This window comes from Methylocapsa sp. S129 (assembly GCF_009765995.1).
Taxonomy (GTDB): Bacteria; Pseudomonadota; Alphaproteobacteria; order Rhizobiales; family Beijerinckiaceae; genus Roseiarcus.
In genome coordinates, this window is record NZ_LMUI01000048.1 from 380,674 (window position 1) to 397,024 (window position 16,351).

Consider the following 16,351-nt stretch of genomic DNA (forward strand, 5'->3'; position numbering starts at 1 on the left):
AGATTTTGAGAGGGCGGCGCGACCCCCCTCCCTAACCCTCCCCCACAAGGGGGGAGGGGATTCCCGCGCCTTGTGCCCGTCGTTCGGCTTCCTGTCCGCTGAAATCGCTGGACTTGGATCGTAGCCATGCTCGACATCGCTTCCCAGCAGCCTGAACCGTTCCGGCTCAACACGGATAAGCCGATCTCGCTTGCCGTGCTGGCGATGGGCGGGCAGGGGGGCGGCGTGCTCAGCGACTGGATCGTCGCGCTCGCCGAATCCTGCGGCTGGTGCGCGCAATCGACCTCGGTGCCCGGCGTCGCTCAGCGCACCGGCGCGACCATTTATTATATCGAAATGCTGCCGGCCAAGGACGGTCTCGCGCCGGTCCTGTCGCTGATGCCCTCGCCCGGCGATGTCGATATCGTGCTGGCGGCCGAATGGATGGAGGCCGGACGCTCGATGCTGCGCGGCCTCGTTACGCCGGAAAAGACAGTGCTGATCGCCTCGACGCATCGCTCTTTCGCCGTGGTGGAGAAGACGCAGCCGGGCGATGGGATCGGCGATCCCGTCGCTGTGACCGACGCAGCGGGCGTCGCCGCCAAACGCACCTTATCCTTCGACATGGAGGCGCTGGCGGCCAAGCATGGCAGCGTGATTTCGGCGACGATGTTCGGCGCGCTCGCCGGCGCCGATGTGCTGCCGTTCCCGCGCGAAGCGTTCGAGAAAGTGATCGCCGCGGGCGGCAAGGGCATCGCGCCGAGTCTCAACGCCTTCGCCGCCGGCCTCGACCGCGCGCAGGCCAAGACGGCGCCCGAGCTTTTGTCGCGCACCCGGCCCAAGCGGTTTGAGCCGCTGCCGGACTCGGCCGGCCATCCCGCGCTTGACGCGTTGGTTGCGCGCATCCGCAAAGAATTTCCGCCAGGCGTTCACCCCATGCTGTTCGCCGGCGTCAAGCGCCTCGTCGATTTCCAGGATCCTGCCTATGCCGAGGAATATCTCGACCGGCTCGTAGGCATTCTCGCCCTCGATGAAGAGGCGGGCGGCGCCGCGCGGAACTATGCGCTGACCGATAAGGCCGCCAAGCATGTCGCGGTGGCGATGGCCTATGACGATGTGATCGTCGTCGCCGATCTGAAGACGCGGGCGAAGCGCTTTCAGCGCGTGCGCGACGAGGTTCTCGCCGAGCCTGACCAACTCGTCTACACCACCGAATATATGCATCCGCGCGCCGAGGAAATCATCGGGCTCCTGCCGGCGGGCGTTGGCGGCTGGATCGAGCGGCGGCCAAGGATCGTTGCGGGAATCGATCGCCTTTTCAACAAGGGCCGGCGCGTGCAGACCGGCACGGTGCGCTGGTTTCTCGCGCTCTATTTCGTCTCGGCTCTGCGCCGCTTCCGGCGCGGCACGTTGCGCCATCGCCATGAGCGCGCGCATCTGGACGCCTGGCTCGACCTCGCGCGCCGGCAGGTCGGCCATTATGATCTCGCCGTCCAGATTGTCGCCGCCCGCCGGCTGGTGAAGGGCTATTCCGACACCCATGCGCGCGGGCTGTCAAAATACGACCGGGTGATCAGCGCCGTGCCGAAGCTTAGCGCGCGCGATGACGGCGCCGACTGGCTGCGCCGGTTGGTGCAAGCGGCGTTGCTGGATGAGAATGGCGTTGCGCTTGATGGCGCGCTGAAGACGGTCGAGACGCTTTAAGGCGCCCGCGTAGCCGCGCTCGCTGAGCGCGGTCGCAGCCAGCCGAAAGGGCCGCGGTCAGCGACCGCGGCTACAGAGGCGGCGCATCAACTCAGGACATGCGAAGCGATCAGCGCCGCGAGCAGCAGGCTGACCAGAAGTACGCCCGTGGCGGCGACGAACCAGCGCAATGTTTTTCGATATTCGGTTTCGTCGTCATCCTCGATGCGCAACGATCGCCACAGCGCGGTCAATTCGAGCAGAATCGCCAGCGAGAGCAAGAACGCCGCGACGCCGGAGGCGATTGTCCATTCGCCCGGCGCCTCGAAATTCCAATAGCGCACGAACAGAAGCGAGAAGCCGAGCAGGACCGTGATTGCCGAAATGATGCCCTGCCGATAACCGGCGGGCGGCGGCACGCGCGGGCGCGGCTCTTTGGGAGGCGTCGAACTCATTGGGTTCCCCCGCGCCTGGCAGGCGCCGCTCGTCCCTGGGCGGCGCTGGCGTATGACGTTCGCACGGCGGTCGGCGGCGTTCAAGGTAATGCGGCGTGGGGGCGCTTAAGAGCCGTCGCGATCCTTCCCCCCCTTGCGGGGGAAGGTGGCCCGACGAAGTCGGGTCGGAAGGGGAGTCGAGCGGAGCGAGACGGCTTTGAACGATTGCCGGGAACTATACGCCGGGCAGATTAGCTTTGTGAAACGACTCTCGTGATTGATCTCCGAGGCTCAAAGCCGTCGCGCTCCGCGCGACAACCCCTTCATCCGGTCGGCTCCGCCGACCACCTTCCCCCGCAAGGGGGGAAGGACATGTCACCTCAGCGCCTGCGCTACCAGGAACCCGGAGCCGCCGCCGAGGCCCGGCCCCGGGTGGGTCGAGGCGCCGATGTGGTGGAGGCGCGGCACATGAGTCTTGTGGTTGATGGAGCCGGGCAGCGGGCGCCAGAGGAAGAACTGGTCGATGCCGCAATAACCGCCATAGGGGTCGCCGCCGACGAGATTGACGTTGAGGGCTTCGAGATCGGCGGGCGAATAGGCCTTGCGGGCGATCACCGTCTCGCGGAACCCTTCGATGTGGTGGGCGAGCAGCGCCTCGACGCGGTCGGCGAAACGCTCGCGGATGTCCGCGTTCCATTTGCCGTCCGTCGGCGCGGCGATTGCGCCCGCTGCGTCTCCCTTGATGAAGCGCGGCGCTTCGGGAAGCTGCAGCCATAGGATCGCCGCGCCCTCGGGCGCGCGGCTGGGGTCGAGCGCCGTCGGCTGGCCGACGCAGATCGTGGGTTCGGCCGGCAGCATGCCGCGCTCCGCCTCGTTGGCGGCTTTGGAGACGCCGTCGAGGCCGGGCGTCAGATGCAGCAGCGCGACTTTGCCAAGCTCCGGGTCGCGCCATTGCGGCGCGCTCTTCAGCGCATAATGGATCTGCATATTGCCCTTGCCGTAGCGATAGCCGGCGAGGGCGTCGGCGACCTCCGGCGGCTTTGGGCCATCCGACAGGAGGCGCTCGTAAAGCTGGTTCGGCGTCACCGAACAGATCACGCCCTGCGCCGCCGCGATTTCCGCACCATCGGCGAGTTTGACGCCGCGCGCCGCGCCAGCGTCGTCGCGCAGGATCGCGGCGACATCCGCCGACGTTCGGATTTCGCCGCCATTGTCCTTGATCAGCGCCTCGAAGGCCTGCAGCAATTTTTGCGCGCCGCCCTTCACAATCGGCGCGCCGGCGGCTTCAAGCGCAAAAGCGATCACTTTCGTCATCTGGCCGGAATAGGCGCTTTCCGGACCAAGCCCGCAATGCAGCACCCAGGGCGCCCAGAGCGCGTGGAACAGAGGCGAGCGATAGCGTTGTTCAAGCCAGGCGCGGGCCGGGAGCAACGCCTGGCCGAAGAAGGCGGCAAGGCCGCGCGGCCCTCGCTTCCAGGCCTCGCGCGCGACGTTTTTCAACATGCCCCACGACCATAGCGAGCCGCCGAGCAGCGAGAACAGGAAGGGCGCATCGGCGCCGAGCCTGTCCATATCGGCGCTGTAACGCGCGCCATCGCTCGCCGCGAGCGCCTCGAAGGCGGCGATATTGCGCGCGCGGTCCATCGCAAAAATCTGGCGCCGGCCGTCGGGCAGCAACACGCCTGTGGGAAGGGGCGAATGCGCGAATTCGAGCCCGCGCGCGGCAAGATCGCCGGCAAGCGCGGCATAGGCGGGCGACGCGATGAACAGAACGAAAGTCGTCGCCATCACATCGTGGATGAAGCCAGGCGCGGTGATCTCTTCGGTGCGGATGCAGCCGCCGATGCGGTCGTTGCGCTCCAGCACCAGAACTTTCTTGCCCTTCTTGCCCAGAAGCGCGGCCGCCACCAAAGCATTGATGCCGCTGCCCACGATCACATAGTCGAACGCCATTCCTTCGCCCCTCCTATTTCGCACTGTCCGCGCCCGCCGCCATCGCGCGCAAGGCGAAGCGCTGTAATTTGCCGGACGAGGTCTTGGGCAACGCGTCCAGAAATTCGATCGCGCGAGGATATTTATAGGGCGCGATTTCCGCCTTGACGTGGTCTTGCAGCAGCTTGACCAGGTCGGGCGAAGGCGCGCTCGCATCGGGGCCTAGCACGACATAGGCCTTGACGATCGTGCCGCGCGCCTCATCGGGCGCGCCGACGACGCCGCATTCGGCGACGGCGGGATGGGTCAGCAGCGCCGCCTCGACTTCGGGACCGGCGATATTATAGCCGGCCGAAACGATCATATCGTCCGAGCGCGCGCGGTACCAGAAATAGCCGTCGTCATCGACGAGGAAACTGTCGCCGGGAAAATTCCAACCGTCTCGTACGTATTGGGTTTGGCGCGCGTCGGCGAGATAGCGGCAGCCGATGGGCCCGCGCACCGCCAACCGGCCGACATTGTTGGCGGGAAGGTCGCGCCCCTCTTCGTCCACCACCTTCGCCTCATAGCCCCGCAGCGGCTTGCCCGTCGCGCCGGGGCGAATTTCGTCTTCGGCGGCGCTGAGATAGATGTGCAACATTTCCGTACCGCCGATGCCGTCGATCAGCTTCAACCCGGTCGCCGCCAGCCATCTATCGAATGTCGCCTTGCCGAGCGCTTCGCCCGCCGAAACGCAGCGGCGCAGCGACGACAGATCATAATCGCCAAGGCGCGCCAGCATCGCGCGATAGGAGGTCGGCGCGGTGAAACAGACTGTCGCGCGAAAGCGGCCGATCGCGCGCGCGAGATCGTCGGGTCCCGCCTTCTCGAGCACGATCGAGACGGCGCCGACGCGCATCGGAAACAGAAGGATAGCGAGGCCGAAGGTGAAGGCGAAAGGCGCCGAGCCGATGAACCGGTCATCAGGGCCCGCCCGCACCACCTGACGCGCGAAGCCGTCGCATACCGCGAGCATGTCGCGATGGAAATGCATGGTGCCCTTGGGCTCGCCCGTCGTTCCCGAGGTGAAGGCGATCAGGCAGACGTCGGTCGCGGCGGTGTCGGCGGCCTCGAACAGCGGGCTCTCCTCGGCGCTCAGCGCTTCCAGCGAATCGGGGCCGCCGCCGCCCCAATAGACGATCCGCTCCAGCCCCGGCGCCAGCGGCCGCGCCGCTTCCATCTCGGCGGCGAGATTATGGTCGCAAAGAGCGAGCGCGATCTTCGCCTTGTTGAGGGGATAGGCGATCTCGCGCGCGCGCAGCAGCGGCATGGTCGCTACGACAATGCCGCCCGCCTTCAGCACGGCCAGATAGACCGCCGCCATCGTCACGCTATTGGCCGAGCGCAACAGAACGCGGTTCCCGGTCTTCAGCCCGAGTTTGTTGACCAGCACATTGCAGAGGCGGTTCACGCGCGCCTGCAGCGCCTGATAGGTGAGGCTTTCCTCAAGGCCCAGAATGCAAAGGCGCTCGCCTTGCCCCTCGGCGATCCAGCGGTCGAGGAAGGCGCTGACGCAATTGAGGCGCGGCGGGTAGCGGAACTCCTCGCGCGTGAAAATCAGGTCAGGCCATTGTTCGCGCGGCGGCAGATTGTCCCGCGCAAAGGAATCGGCGTAGCCGCTGGGCGAATCCGCCGTGGCTTTTCCGGAGGCGATCGTTTCAGCCATAGTCAGGACTCCCAAGAGATTGCGCGGGCTGGCGCGCTATTCTCGTTCATGCGACCCGAGATGCAACAGGACTCGAAATTTGAGTATTGGACTATCGCGCGGTAAAGGAAAGACCGAACTGGGCGATTCCTGGCGCATCGCTCCTCTTTTGTCTCCTATCCCGGGCGGAACATCCGATGGCCAAAGTGGCGTTACGCAAGAGCCCGCCGCGCGTGAAGCTCAAGAGGCCCGGCGCGCCGCCGGCGCCGGCGGCCGCGCCCGAGGCGCATCTGGAAATCAGGATCTGGCTGCGGCTGCTGGCTTGCGCCAGCCGCATCGAAACGGTTCTGCAGCGCAAGATCGCCAGCGCCTTTGGCATTTCTTTGGCGCGTTTCGATCTCCTCGCCCAGCTTGAGCGCGCCGGCGGCGTGCTGACGATGACCGATGCGTCGAAACATATGATGGTGACCAATGGCGCCATCACCGGCCTCGTCGATCGCCTCGCGCAGGAGGGCTTCGTCATGCGCGAGCCCCACGCCAAGGACCGCCGCACCATTCTCGTGCGCCTGACCGAGCAGGGGCGCAGCCGCTTCCTCGCCATGGCGCGCGAGCATGAAAGCTGGACCGTCTCGCTGCTCTCCGGTCTCGAAGCGTCGGACAAGAAACAACTTCTGGCCAATCTCGGCGCGCTCAAGCGCCAGCTCGACAGCGCCGAACTGGAGGCGTGATGCGCCGCCGGCCAGCTCGCGCGCTTGCGCCGACGATGGAAATTTTTTTGCCAACAATCGTCACATTGGCGTGAGAAACGGGTTCGCCTAAACTGTGTGCGTTTCGTCGCGCAAGAGATGGCAGGACGAGCGATCCCGATGCTGAAACGTTCGATCCCCGCAGCCTTCGCCTTGCTCTTCCTGCTGTGCGCCCGCGCCGTCGCGTCGGGGCGTGACGACATGGGGGGCGGCATGGAATCGCTCGCCGATTCTGTCTGCCGCCTGATCGAAACCTCGGCGCGGGCGCAGAGTCTGCCGGTCGCGTTCCTGACGCGGCTGATCTGGCGGGAAAGCGGCTTTCAGGCCAGCGTCGTCAGCCCAGCCGGCGCGCAAGGCATCGCGCAATTCATGCCGGGCACCGCCAGCGACCGCGGCCTCGCCAATCCCTTCGATCCCGAGGAGGCGATCCCGAAAGCCGCCGAGCTGCTCGCCGAGCTCAGGCTGCGTTTTGGCAATCTGGGCCTCGCCGCCGCCGCTTACAATGCCGGTCCGACTCGCGTCGCCAATTGGCTCGCCGGCGGCTTTCTGCCGGCCGAGACGCGCGACTATATCCTGGCTATCACGCGTCATCCCGTCGAGGACTGGACCGATGTCGCCATCGTCGCCAAACTGACCGACGATGCGGTTTTTCCCGAACAATCCTGTTTGAAGGAGACCGCCGCCGTTCGCGCGCCGCAGGCGGACGAGATCGCCGCTGCGCCGTTGCTGGCGCCCTGGGGCGTACAGATTTCAGGCAGTTTCTCGAAAGCGGCGGCGGTCGCCGCCTATATGCGCGTGCGCGGCCGCTATGCCGCCATTCTCGGCGATGTCGAACCCATGGTCATCGGCGGGCGCATGCGCAGCCGCGGCTTCGGTCGGTTCTACGGCGTGCGCGCGCCGGCGGCGACGCGCGCGGCCGCCGACGCGCTTTGCGCGAAAATCCTGCGCGCGGGCGGCGCCTGCGTCGTGCTGCGCAGTTGAGAGAGTGCGGGGGCCTAAGCCGAACGCTGGGTCTTTCGCTGAGGTCGGCGCGGGATGGCGATTACAGGGGCGCGCCATCCATCCAATCGGACCAGCGCTGGAGCCATACGCGAAACCAATCAACGATCATATTCACGGCGTCATCGACACATTTTGGATGGGGCGGCCGCCGTTTTCAAGACGGCTCGCCGCCGGAGCCGGCAGAGACCCCTTACGGGCTGGCGGCATCATTAGCGCGATGATGCGCTCGGCGCGTCCGCTGATCGGGGGACCGGCCGCGCTAGTGGGGAGCGCCCGGCTCAGTTTGGGGGCTGGCTCAAGGTTCGCGCGCCGCGCCTAGTGCGGGCCGCCGCCGTCCGGAAACGATCAGAACGTCAATTGGAGGCGTAGGCCGCCTGGGCCGCTGCAAGGGTCATGGCGCGCTGCGGCCCCCATGTGGATGCATCGTCCTCGTCGCGACCGTCGATGGCCACGGCTTCGACCGTTGCTGGCGCGGGAGCGGCCTGCTGCGGCCGGTTGGCGCGCGCGGCGGCGATCCAGCGGCCGGAATTAAGGGTGCGCTGGTCGACAAGGGAAATTGCGGAAATGGGCATGACAGCTCGCCTTTCTCGTCAGGGAAGGAGACTGCCGTCATGGCATTGGCGACGCGCTGGATAGAGAGAGCAATCCATGCGGGGCCGAACGCGCCCGATTGATTCGGACTTCAATTGCTTAATGGATTTATGGTTAATGATTGGTTGACGGGCGGTCGATGGCTTGGGGTTCATCGCCTGCCGAACAGGCCAGCCCGGAACGACGGTTTGCCGCCCGTCGGCGACATCCGCTCCATCAGAGCGTTCAATCTCGGGATTCCGGCTTTGCGAATGAAATGGCGGCGTCATAGCGCCTTTGTAGCTGTGGGCGCCATCGGCGACCGCCACGATCAAGGCTTCGACCAAGGCCGCATGGCGCCGTCGGCCGCCCTTGATGCGGGCCTCGCACGCGCTGTTTTCTGCCGCTATGCTTAACGTTGGCGACGAAAGCGACGTCGAGGGAGGGTGTGGTTTGTGGCCGTTCCGTAGCAAACCCTTGCTCGAACCCGCGATGACGGATTGGATGTTCGAACAGGCGGACTGGCTGTTGACCGCTCATCGCCACCGTGCCGCGTTTGCGAAAGCGCAATTGTTGCCGCTGTCGGAGAAAGTATTTCCATCCGGCGGCGCGCGCGGCCACGCCCTGGCGGAGCAACTGCTCGCGCATGTGCTGCGCTATTCTGGCGCGCCCCGGCTTCAGGTCCGCCTCGTCGCGAGCGAGGAAAGCGCGCGCTACAAGCGAAGCGGATTGAGCCTGCCCGTCCAACCGAAATCGACGGCCGCCGGAACCTACCGGCGTGGCGAACACGCCTGCGAGATTACCTATGATGTGAGCCTGCTCGGCGTTCCCGCTGATCTCATCGCCGTGCTCGCGCATGAAGTCGCGCACGCCATCCTCGACTTCGGCGCAAACCGCCCGCCGCCGGGCGACCCCGCCTTCAAGGAGATGCGCACCGATTTCACCGCCGCTTTTCTTGGCTTCGGCCTGTATCTCGCGCAGTTTCGCGCCGATGGACGCGTCGCGTCGCCGGAGGCCGCGCATGAATGGAAGAAACTGTTCATTTATTACATGAATCTGCGCGAAATCTGCTTTGCGACGGCGTTGTTCTCAGCGATCCGCGAGGTCGATCCCGGGCTGATCCTGCCGCGCGCGCCGGCCGCCGCGGCGCCCCATCTGAAGCGCGCCTTCGCCGACCTCGCGCGCGAGAAGGATCGCGTCGACGCGTTGCGCGCCGCTGCGAAGGATGCGGCCAGCAGAACTTTGGCCCCGGGCTATCCCAATTGAGGCTGGTGGCGTCCCTGGAGCGGCGGCCGTCTAATTAACGCGTCGTCCCGGAAACCCTGGGCACATCCCCTCCGGCGCCCCGCCCGATCGCTTCGAATCGGCAAGGCCTATGGCAGCTCAATCCCATGCCGCACAGCGGCCGCGACGCGCTGTCCCGGCGGCGTCGCCCATGACGGTTGCTGGACCGTTGCAAACCTAGGCGCAGCCGCCTCGGTCGTATCGCGATAGGCCGGCCTGACCGCCATCAACCCCGCAATGACGGCGATCACGACAGCCGCCACAAGCGACGCGAAGAGCTGGCGCCGGGTCGTCGATTGAACCTCGCGCAAGCTTAGGCCAAGCGCCTCGCCTTCGTCATCGAGAAATTCAACCTTCTCCATTGCCCGCCTCCTTACCCGCATTTGACGGGTCGGCCTTGCTTGTGGAACGGTTTCGCCGCCGATGATGTGGCGTTTGCCACATCTCGCGCGGACGTAGGCGCAGGCCTCGCGCGCGCCGTCGCCCACCGGTAGGCTTGTCGGAAAGCAAACAGGACAGGATGTCATGAAGCTTGAGGGCGGAATGCGGCACGCATCTGACCACGCGGCGCCTGGATATGGCCGCGGTCATCCTGAAGGCCGGCGCGCTCGACGATCCCAGCCTGTTTGGCGCGCCGCGGATGGCGATCTTCACCATCGATAAGCAGGCGTTCCATCACATCCCCGACGGCCTACCCAGCTTCGAGCGCATGCCGACGCAGTGAAGAGCCGAAGTCGGAAAGCGCCCGCCCGTCATTGCGAGCGGAGCGAAGCAACCCAGGTGTCGTGACCTTTGCTCGATTGTTCGCGGCGCTTGCAATGCGCGGCCTCAATCAGCAGACGCCACGGCGCCTGGGTTGCTTCGCTCCGCTCGCAATGACAATGCGCGATACAGGGGTGCGACGCGGATTGCGCGCGCTCTCCGCCTGCACCGTCGATTGCGGCCTGGCGAGGCGCGTCGTAGGCTTGGCGATCAACAGCTTGAGCCACGACAGCTATGCGCGCGATCGCTCTTTTCCTTCTGCTTGGCCTCGCCGGCTCGCCGATCGGCGCAGCCGCGGCGCCGGCCGCCGTTGAGCTCAACCTGACTGGCGACCATTATTGGGCGGTTCTCGCCAGCCGGCAGGATGCCGATCAGGCGATCGCGGCCGCGCAAAACAACCGCGCATCCAAAGCGATGGTGGTTCGCGCCGCGAACGGATGGTTCGCGGCGGTGAGCGGGCCCTATCTGGTGAAGCCCAATACGGGGCGTCAATTTCTCGATTCGCTGATCAAGGAGCACAACGCGCCCAAAGACGTCTATCTCACGAAGGGATCGGGCTTCACCGACGTGACCTGGACTGCGCCGGCGACCAATATCCTCGCCGGCGTGCAATATGACGGCGTGCGCGACGTCTCTCTCCATAAGGACGATCTCGACATCAAGCTCACCAAACGGCCGGGCGACGACAATATGTCGGTGGCTGTCGCCATCGGCGTCTATAAGGGCAAGCCGGCGTTCAAGATGGAGATAGCGGACAAGCCGGCTTCGGCGGTTTCGCTCGTCCGGCTCGATCCGAAATCTCCGCTGCCCCAGGTTGTCTTCACTTATTTCTGGCAAGGGGCGCATTGCTGCACGGTCACGAAGATCGCCTCTTTGAACAGCGATGGCGTTTGGAATGTCGTCGATGGCGGCGCGCTCGACGGCGACGGCGGCTATGCCTTCGAAGACCTCGACAATGCGGGTTTCAGCTACCTCCTGTCGATCGACCAGAGCTTTCTCTACACCTTCGATTCCTATGCGGGTTCTGCCGCGCCGATGCGCATCCAGCAATTGGCGAACGGCGCCTTGGTCGATGTGACAAAGGATTCCAAGCATCAGCGCCGTCTTCTGCAAGGCCTGAATTCCGAAGAAATCTATGCGACGGAAGAGGACAGTTGGCAGTCGAACGGGTTTCTCGCGGGATGGGTGGCGAGTTCGATGCTTGTCGGGCGCGGCGACGCGGCCTGGGCGAAAATGCTCGCCAGCTACGATCATGCGTCGGACTTCGGTCCCGAAAAATGCACGATCAAGGTCGCGATCGACAAATGTCCTGATGACAAGAAGCTGAAGCTGGCTTTCCCCTTCGCCTTAAAGCAGTTTCTTTCGGAGCAAGGCTATGTCGGCGACGGCTCGCATCTCCAGGTTCCTTATGAGGTCGAGCCGACGGCCAAGTAGGGCGCCCGCCGGCATCGCTTGCTCCGGGCTTTAGATTCCTTGAAAACGCGCGCGATTCGCGAAAAACCGGCATCCACTTTTTCGCCGCGCGCTCTAGCGCATCTTGCCGAGGCGCATCGGCCTGTCGAAGCCGCCGGAGAGGGGCGGACTTTTTGTTGGCGCGGCGAGCGTGTTTGCGGCATTCGCATGGGCGTCGAGCGCGGCGTTTGCTGGATTCGAAGGGCCGACGGATAAGAGGCTTTTGGCCTGGGACGAAGTGAGGCTGCCTGACAGGCCCAGGCGGCCGCTGATCTTGGCCGAAAGCGGCATGACGGTGCAGGTTCCCTTCGAACAAACGGCGCACCATTTTCCTTGCAGCGTGCATGCTTCGACAGCGCCGCCGCCGGTGAGGCCGATCGCGCAATCGGTATGCGTCGAGCAGGCGTCGACGACCTTGCTGGCGTCTACATTATTGACGACATCGGCCGTCGCCGGCATGGACAGCAGCGCCGCGACGAGCGCCGCCAGGGTGAGCGTCAGAAGTTTGTTCATCGTTCCGTCCTCGTTGGCGGACGGCGCCCCCGGCGCCGGTCCGATGTGAAAGAAAAGCGGACCGTCCCATCCCCGCCATAGCGCAGGCGCGCCGCTCCTCAAGGAGCGCCCGAACCCGGCTACGCCCTCACCATGCCCTCCCGACCGCGCGCCCGCGTCCTCCGATTAGAGGAGGCGGCGCGCTGTTGCTTTTGAGGGGGCTCGGCGTTGCGGTTGGCGATCGCCCGCGGGGACGCGTTCTCGCGCCTGCTGAACGGGCGCGCCGTCATTGCAATGATGGAGTGGGTGACGCCGCCGCCGCGGGACGCCGTAAGCGGGTCGATTCCAATTGTTGGCGCCCCTGGCGAATGTTAGAGACAATCTGGCGAATCGGCGACCTCGCCGGGAATTGGGAGAGGCCATGAAACTCGTTCGTTTGGCGGCGCTTGGCTGGCCGGTTCTTGTGCTCGCAGGTTGCGCCTCCACAGGCCCGCAGCCCACGATCCAGAACGTGCAGGTTTTGAATGGCGGCAGCGAGATCAGCCGCACCAAAAACTATACGACAGCGAGCGGGAAATCGGTTCGGGTCGGCTTCGCTTTTTCGCAGAATCTCGATTGCTCGGAAGTTTCCGGCGTCACGATGCGCCTCGGCGCGCCCCCGTCGAATGGCGAGGCGACGGTCGAGCGCGGATCGGACTTTCCCAATTACGCCCGCGGAAATCCGCGCGCCCATTGCAATCCGAAGAAAGCGGTCGGAATGGTCATGACCTATCATCCCCAGCCCGATTTCGTCGGGACGGACCATTTCGGATTTGACACATTTTACCCCGGCGGCAAGGCGATTCACAACGATGTTAACGTGACGGTGGAATAGGCGCTCTGCCGGGATGCGCTCTGTCGCAGGACGGGCGCGCCGTCATTGCGAGCGGAGCGAAGCAATCCAGATGTCGTGACGGTGGCTAACCAGGACTCCGCGCCCCGACCGCCGCTAACAAATGGGCAAAGGGCACGATCTCTGGATTGCTTCGCTCCGCTCGCAATGACGGCGTCTGAATTCGAACGCCCCTTGACCAATCCCTTCAATCCTATATATTTCATCCCTAAAGCATCTGCCGCTCGCCCTTTCCCTCGGGCGCGCCCGGCTCCATAATCCCCGCCGCGACTCGGCTCATCATGCAAGGAGCTCGCACTATGCGCATCGTCTGCATCGGGGGTGGCGCCGCGGGGCTTTATTTCGGGCTGCTGATGAAGAAGCAGAACGCGGCTCATTCGGTCACCATCGTCGAGCGCAACCGGCCCTATGACACGTTCGGCTGGGGCGTCGTGTTTTCCGACGCGACGATGCAGAGCATGCGCGAATGGGATCCGCAGACGGCGGCGGAGATCGAGAGTTCGTTCAACCATTGGGACGATATCGAGGTTCTGTTCAAGGGGCGCAAAATGCGCACGACGGGTCATGGCTTTGTCGGCATCGGCCGCAAGCGCATGCTCAACATCCTGCAAAAGCGCTGCGAACAGCTCGGCGTCGAACTGCAATTCGAACGCGAAGTGGAATCCGACCGTGAATTTCCCGACGCCGATCTGATCGTGGCGTCCGACGGGTTCAATTCAAAAATCCGCCAGAAATATCCGATCGCCTTCAAGCCCGATCTGTCGGTGCGGCCCAACTGCTACATCTGGTTGGGCACCAACAAGCGCTACGATTCCTTCACCTTCGATTTTCGCAAGACGGAGCATGGCTGGTTCCAGGCGCATATCTATCGCTTTGACATCGAGACTTCGACTTTCATCGTCGAGACGACGGAGGAAGCATTCAAGGCGCATGGCCTTGACACAATGGACCAGGACCAGTCGATCGCCTTTTGCGAGAATCTGTTCGCCGAAACGCTGGAGGGTCATCGGCTGATGACCAATGCGCGCCATTTGCGCGGCTCGGCCTGGCTGAATTTTTCGCGGCTGACCTGCGGCAGTTGGAGCACGTTCAACGGCGTCAATTATATCGCGCTGATGGGCGATGCCGCGCATACCGCGCATTTTGCGATCGGCTCGGGCACCAAGCTCGCCATCGACGACGCGATCGAACTCGCGCGGCAGTTTCGCGATCTCGGCGATACGCCCGACGACATTCCTCCGGTGCTCGCCGCTTACGAAAAGCTGCGCCGCGTCGATGTCGCGCGCATCCAGAACGCGGCGCGCAATGCGATGGAATGGTTCGAAGTGGTGGGAACGCGCTATTGCGACCAACTCGAGCCCGAGCAATTCATGTATTCGCTGCTGACGCGCTCGCAGCGCATCAGCCATGAGAACCTGCGGCTGCGCGACCGGGCCTGGCTGGAAGGCTACGAGCGCTGGTTCGCCGAGCGCAACGGCCTGCATCCCGCCGCCAACGAGGCCGTGCCGCCGCCGATGTTCACGCCTTATCGCCTGCGCGGGATGACGCTGACCAATCGCATCGTCGTTTCGCCGATGGCGATGTATTCGGCCAAGGACGGCGTTCCCGGCGATTTCCATATGGTGCATTTTGGCGCGCGTGCGCTGGGCGGGGCCGGGCTGGTGTTCGGCGAGATGACCTGCGTTTCGCCTGACGCGCGCATCACGCCCGGCTGCCTTGGCCTGTGGAACGACGAACAGGCGGAGGCGTGGAAGCGCATCGTCCGTTTCATCCATGGCGAGACGCAAGCGAAAGTCGGACTGCAGCTCGGCCATGCCGGCCGCAAGGGCTCGACCAAAGTCGCTTGGGAAGGCACGGACCAGCCGTTGGAGGCGGGAAACTGGCCGCTGATTTCAGCCTCGGCTTTGCCCTATCTCGCGCATTCGCAAGTCCCACGCGAAATGACGAGCGCGGATATGGAGCGCGTGAAAGGTGATTTCATCCGCGCGATGCATTACGCCGTGGATATCGGCCTCGACATTGTCGAATTGCATGTCGCGCATGGCTATCTCCTGTCGAGCTTCCTGTCGCCGCTGACCAATCTGCGCAGCGACGAATACGGCGGCAGCCACGAGAACCGCGCGCGGTTTCCCCTTGAAGTGTTCGCAGCGATGCGGGCGGTCTGGCCGGCGGACCGGCCGATGTCGGTGCGCCTGTCGACCCATGACTGGTTCGAGGGCGGCAATACGCCCGAGGATGCGCTGGTCTTCGCCGAAATGTTCAAGGCGGCGGGCGCCGATATCATCGACTGCTCGTCCGGCCAGGTGGTGAAGGAAGAAAAGCCCATCTATGGCCGCCTGTACCAGACGCCGTTCGCCGACAAGATTCGCAATGAACTGGATATGCCGACGCTGGCGGTCGGCGCGATTTCGGAAGCCGACCACGCCAATTCGATCATCGCGGCGGGCCGCGCCGATCTCTGCGCCGTCGCGCGGCCGCATCTGGCCGACCCGAACTGGACGCTGCATGAGGCGGCGAAGATCGGCGTGAAGTCCGTACCCTGGCCCAAGCAATATTATGCGGGCCGCGCGCAGTACGAGACCGGCATCGAACGCGCCGCGGCGGCTGCGAGTGCGGGTGCGGGGGTCGTCAAATGAGCGCGGCTCTATCGCAGCGTCTTGAGGGGCGCCATGCGCTCGTCACCGGGGCAGGGGGCGGCATTGGCGCGGCGATCGCGCGCCGGCTTGTCGCCGAAGGCGCGCGCGTTACGCTGGCGGGGCGCCGGAAGCCGCCGCTGGAGGCGGTCGCCGACAGCCTGCCCGAGGGCGCCTGTTTCGTCGCCGACGGTTTCGACGTCACCGACCCGGAAGCCGTCGCGCGCGGTTTCGCCGCCGCCCGCGCCGCTCTGGGGCCGGTCGCCATTCTCGTCAATAATGCCGGCGAAGCGCCGTCGGAATCGTTCGAAAAGCTGCATTTTGAAATGTGGCAAAAGGTCATCAACACTGACCTGAACAGCGTTTTCATTGTCACCCAACACGTGCTGGCGGAGATGCGCGCCGCCGGTTTCGGGCGCATCGTCAATGTCGCCTCGACTGCCGGTTTGATAGGCTATGCCTATGTCTCGGCCTATTGCGCCGCCAAGCATGGCGTGATCGGCCTGACCCGCGCCCTCGCTCTGGAGCTGGCGCGCACGGGCATCACCGTCAACGCCGTCTGCCCCGGCTTCACCGACACGCCGCTGGTGCAGGGCGCGATCGAAAACATCGCGGCCAAGACCGGCCGAAGCCTTGAGCAATCAAAGGCCTCGTTGGTGCGCGGCAATCCGCAAGGCCGGCTGGTGACATCAGAGGAAGTCGCGGATTCCGTCGCCTGGCTCGCCTCGTCCGGCGCCAGCGCGGTCACCGGCCAGGCGATCGTCATCGCCGGCGGCGAAGTCATGGCGGGGTGAGAGGGGGCGATG

The 16,351-nt window shown here is 64.9% G+C and carries 15 protein-coding genes; 9 read left to right on the plus strand and 6 right to left on the minus strand.

Annotated elements, in window-relative coordinates; genetic code table 11:
* Positions 1-126: 126 nt before the first annotated feature.
* A complete protein-coding gene (locus GSQ90_RS26970; protein ID WP_158818033.1) occupies positions 127-1,683 on the plus strand; it encodes an indolepyruvate oxidoreductase subunit beta family protein in 1,557 nt (518 codons plus the stop codon).
* 86 nt (positions 1,684-1,769) lie between these two features.
* Here GSQ90_RS26970 and GSQ90_RS26975 read toward each other — a convergent pair whose 3' ends face one another.
* From GSQ90_RS26975 to GSQ90_RS26985, 3 genes are all read right to left on the minus strand, one after another.
* Positions 1,770-2,117, minus strand: coding sequence for a hypothetical protein (locus GSQ90_RS26975; RefSeq protein WP_158818034.1), 348 nt, complete (start codon positions 2,115-2,117; stop codon positions 1,770-1,772).
* A gap of 354 nt (positions 2,118-2,471) precedes the next feature.
* A complete protein-coding gene (locus GSQ90_RS26980; protein ID WP_158818035.1) occupies positions 2,472-4,049 on the minus strand; it encodes an NAD(P)/FAD-dependent oxidoreductase in 1,578 nt (525 codons plus the stop codon).
* A gap of 13 nt (positions 4,050-4,062) precedes the next feature.
* A complete protein-coding gene (locus GSQ90_RS26985) occupies positions 4,063-5,733 on the minus strand; it encodes an AMP-binding protein (RefSeq protein WP_158818036.1) in 1,671 nt (556 codons plus the stop codon).
* 176 nt (positions 5,734-5,909) lie between these two features.
* Here GSQ90_RS26985 and GSQ90_RS26990 point away from each other — a divergent pair, with 176 nt between their 5' ends.
* Positions 5,910-6,440 (plus strand): MarR family winged helix-turn-helix transcriptional regulator, encoded by a 531-nt coding sequence (locus tag GSQ90_RS26990; RefSeq protein ID WP_158818037.1) that lies wholly within the window; start codon positions 5,910-5,912, stop codon positions 6,438-6,440.
* A gap of 138 nt (positions 6,441-6,578) precedes the next feature.
* On the plus strand, positions 6,579-7,439 hold the full coding sequence (locus GSQ90_RS26995) for a lytic transglycosylase domain-containing protein (protein ID WP_158818038.1): 861 nt from the start codon (positions 6,579-6,581) through the stop codon (positions 7,437-7,439).
* A gap of 374 nt (positions 7,440-7,813) precedes the next feature.
* On the opposite strand, the gene GSQ90_RS27000 is transcribed toward GSQ90_RS26995, so the two are convergent.
* Positions 7,814-8,032 (minus strand): hypothetical protein, encoded by a 219-nt coding sequence (locus GSQ90_RS27000; RefSeq protein ID WP_158818039.1) that lies wholly within the window; start codon positions 8,030-8,032, stop codon positions 7,814-7,816.
* Between the two features lie 490 nt (positions 8,033-8,522).
* On the opposite strand from GSQ90_RS27000, the gene GSQ90_RS27005 reads away from it, so the two are divergent.
* The gene (locus GSQ90_RS27005; RefSeq protein ID WP_158818040.1) at positions 8,523-9,296 is read left to right on the plus strand and encodes a hypothetical protein; all 774 of its coding nucleotides are present in this window, start codon (positions 8,523-8,525) and stop codon (positions 9,294-9,296) included.
* A 107-nt stretch (positions 9,297-9,403) separates the two neighbouring features.
* Here GSQ90_RS27005 and GSQ90_RS27010 read toward each other — a convergent pair whose 3' ends face one another.
* Positions 9,404-9,676, minus strand: coding sequence for a hypothetical protein (locus GSQ90_RS27010; RefSeq protein ID WP_158818041.1), 273 nt, complete (start codon positions 9,674-9,676; stop codon positions 9,404-9,406).
* Between the two features lie 170 nt (positions 9,677-9,846).
* Between GSQ90_RS27010 and GSQ90_RS27015 the strand changes: the two genes are divergently transcribed.
* Both GSQ90_RS27015 and GSQ90_RS27020 read left to right on the plus strand, forming a co-directional pair.
* Complete coding sequence (locus GSQ90_RS27015) at positions 9,847-10,038, plus strand: GFA family protein (RefSeq protein ID WP_158818042.1); 192 nt, start codon at positions 9,847-9,849, stop codon at positions 10,036-10,038.
* Positions 10,039-10,310: 272 nt separating this feature from the next.
* Positions 10,311-11,510, plus strand: coding sequence for a hypothetical protein (locus GSQ90_RS27020; RefSeq protein WP_158818043.1), 1,200 nt, complete (start codon positions 10,311-10,313; stop codon positions 11,508-11,510).
* A gap of 93 nt (positions 11,511-11,603) precedes the next feature.
* Here the strand turns inward: GSQ90_RS27020 and GSQ90_RS27025 are convergent, their stop codons facing one another.
* Positions 11,604-12,041, minus strand: coding sequence for a hypothetical protein (locus GSQ90_RS27025; protein WP_158818044.1), 438 nt, complete (start codon positions 12,039-12,041; stop codon positions 11,604-11,606).
* Positions 12,042-12,441: 400 nt separating this feature from the next.
* On the opposite strand from GSQ90_RS27025, the gene GSQ90_RS27030 reads away from it, so the two are divergent.
* The 3 genes from GSQ90_RS27030 to GSQ90_RS27040 all read left to right on the plus strand — a co-directional run bounded on the left by GSQ90_RS27030 (position 12,442) and on the right by GSQ90_RS27040 (position 16,339).
* Positions 12,442-12,894: a hypothetical protein gene (locus GSQ90_RS27030; protein ID WP_158818045.1), complete on the plus strand. Its 453-nt coding sequence runs from the start codon at positions 12,442-12,444 to the stop codon at positions 12,892-12,894.
* Positions 12,895-13,211: 317 nt separating this feature from the next.
* Entirely contained in the window at positions 13,212-15,548 is a 2,337-nt protein-coding gene (locus GSQ90_RS27035; RefSeq protein WP_158818046.1) for a bifunctional salicylyl-CoA 5-hydroxylase/oxidoreductase, read from the plus strand.
* Positions 15,545-16,339, plus strand: a complete 795-nt coding sequence (locus tag GSQ90_RS27040) for an SDR family NAD(P)-dependent oxidoreductase (protein ID WP_158818047.1) — start codon at positions 15,545-15,547, stop codon at positions 16,337-16,339. Before GSQ90_RS27035 ends, GSQ90_RS27040 begins: the two co-directional genes overlap by 4 nt.
* The last annotated feature ends 12 nt before the right edge of the window (positions 16,340-16,351 follow it).

Coding starts and splice junctions, on each gene's coding strand:
- GSQ90_RS26970 (WP_158818033.1), top strand. CDS start 127: ATGCTCGACATCGCTTCCCAGCAGCCTGAACCGTTCCGGCTCAACACG.
- GSQ90_RS26975 (WP_158818034.1), bottom strand. CDS start 2,117: ATGAGTTCGACGCCTCCCAAAGAGCCGCGCCCGCGCGTGCCGCCGCCC.
- GSQ90_RS26980 (WP_158818035.1), bottom strand. CDS start 4,049: ATGGCGTTCGACTATGTGATCGTGGGCAGCGGCATCAATGCTTTGGTG.
- GSQ90_RS26985 (WP_158818036.1), bottom strand. CDS start 5,733: ATGGCTGAAACGATCGCCTCCGGAAAAGCCACGGCGGATTCGCCCAGC.
- GSQ90_RS26990 (WP_158818037.1), top strand. CDS start 5,910: ATGGCCAAAGTGGCGTTACGCAAGAGCCCGCCGCGCGTGAAGCTCAAG.
- GSQ90_RS26995 (WP_158818038.1), top strand. CDS start 6,579: ATGCTGAAACGTTCGATCCCCGCAGCCTTCGCCTTGCTCTTCCTGCTG.
- GSQ90_RS27000 (WP_158818039.1), bottom strand. CDS start 8,032: ATGCCCATTTCCGCAATTTCCCTTGTCGACCAGCGCACCCTTAATTCC.
- GSQ90_RS27005 (WP_158818040.1), top strand. CDS start 8,523: ATGACGGATTGGATGTTCGAACAGGCGGACTGGCTGTTGACCGCTCAT.
- GSQ90_RS27010 (WP_158818041.1), bottom strand. CDS start 9,676: ATGGAGAAGGTTGAATTTCTCGATGACGAAGGCGAGGCGCTTGGCCTA.
- GSQ90_RS27020 (WP_158818043.1), top strand. CDS start 10,311: ATGCGCGCGATCGCTCTTTTCCTTCTGCTTGGCCTCGCCGGCTCGCCG.
- GSQ90_RS27025 (WP_158818044.1), bottom strand. CDS start 12,041: ATGAACAAACTTCTGACGCTCACCCTGGCGGCGCTCGTCGCGGCGCTG.
- GSQ90_RS27030 (WP_158818045.1), top strand. CDS start 12,442: ATGAAACTCGTTCGTTTGGCGGCGCTTGGCTGGCCGGTTCTTGTGCTC.
- GSQ90_RS27035 (WP_158818046.1), top strand. CDS start 13,212: ATGCGCATCGTCTGCATCGGGGGTGGCGCCGCGGGGCTTTATTTCGGG.
- GSQ90_RS27040 (WP_158818047.1), top strand. CDS start 15,545: ATGAGCGCGGCTCTATCGCAGCGTCTTGAGGGGCGCCATGCGCTCGTC.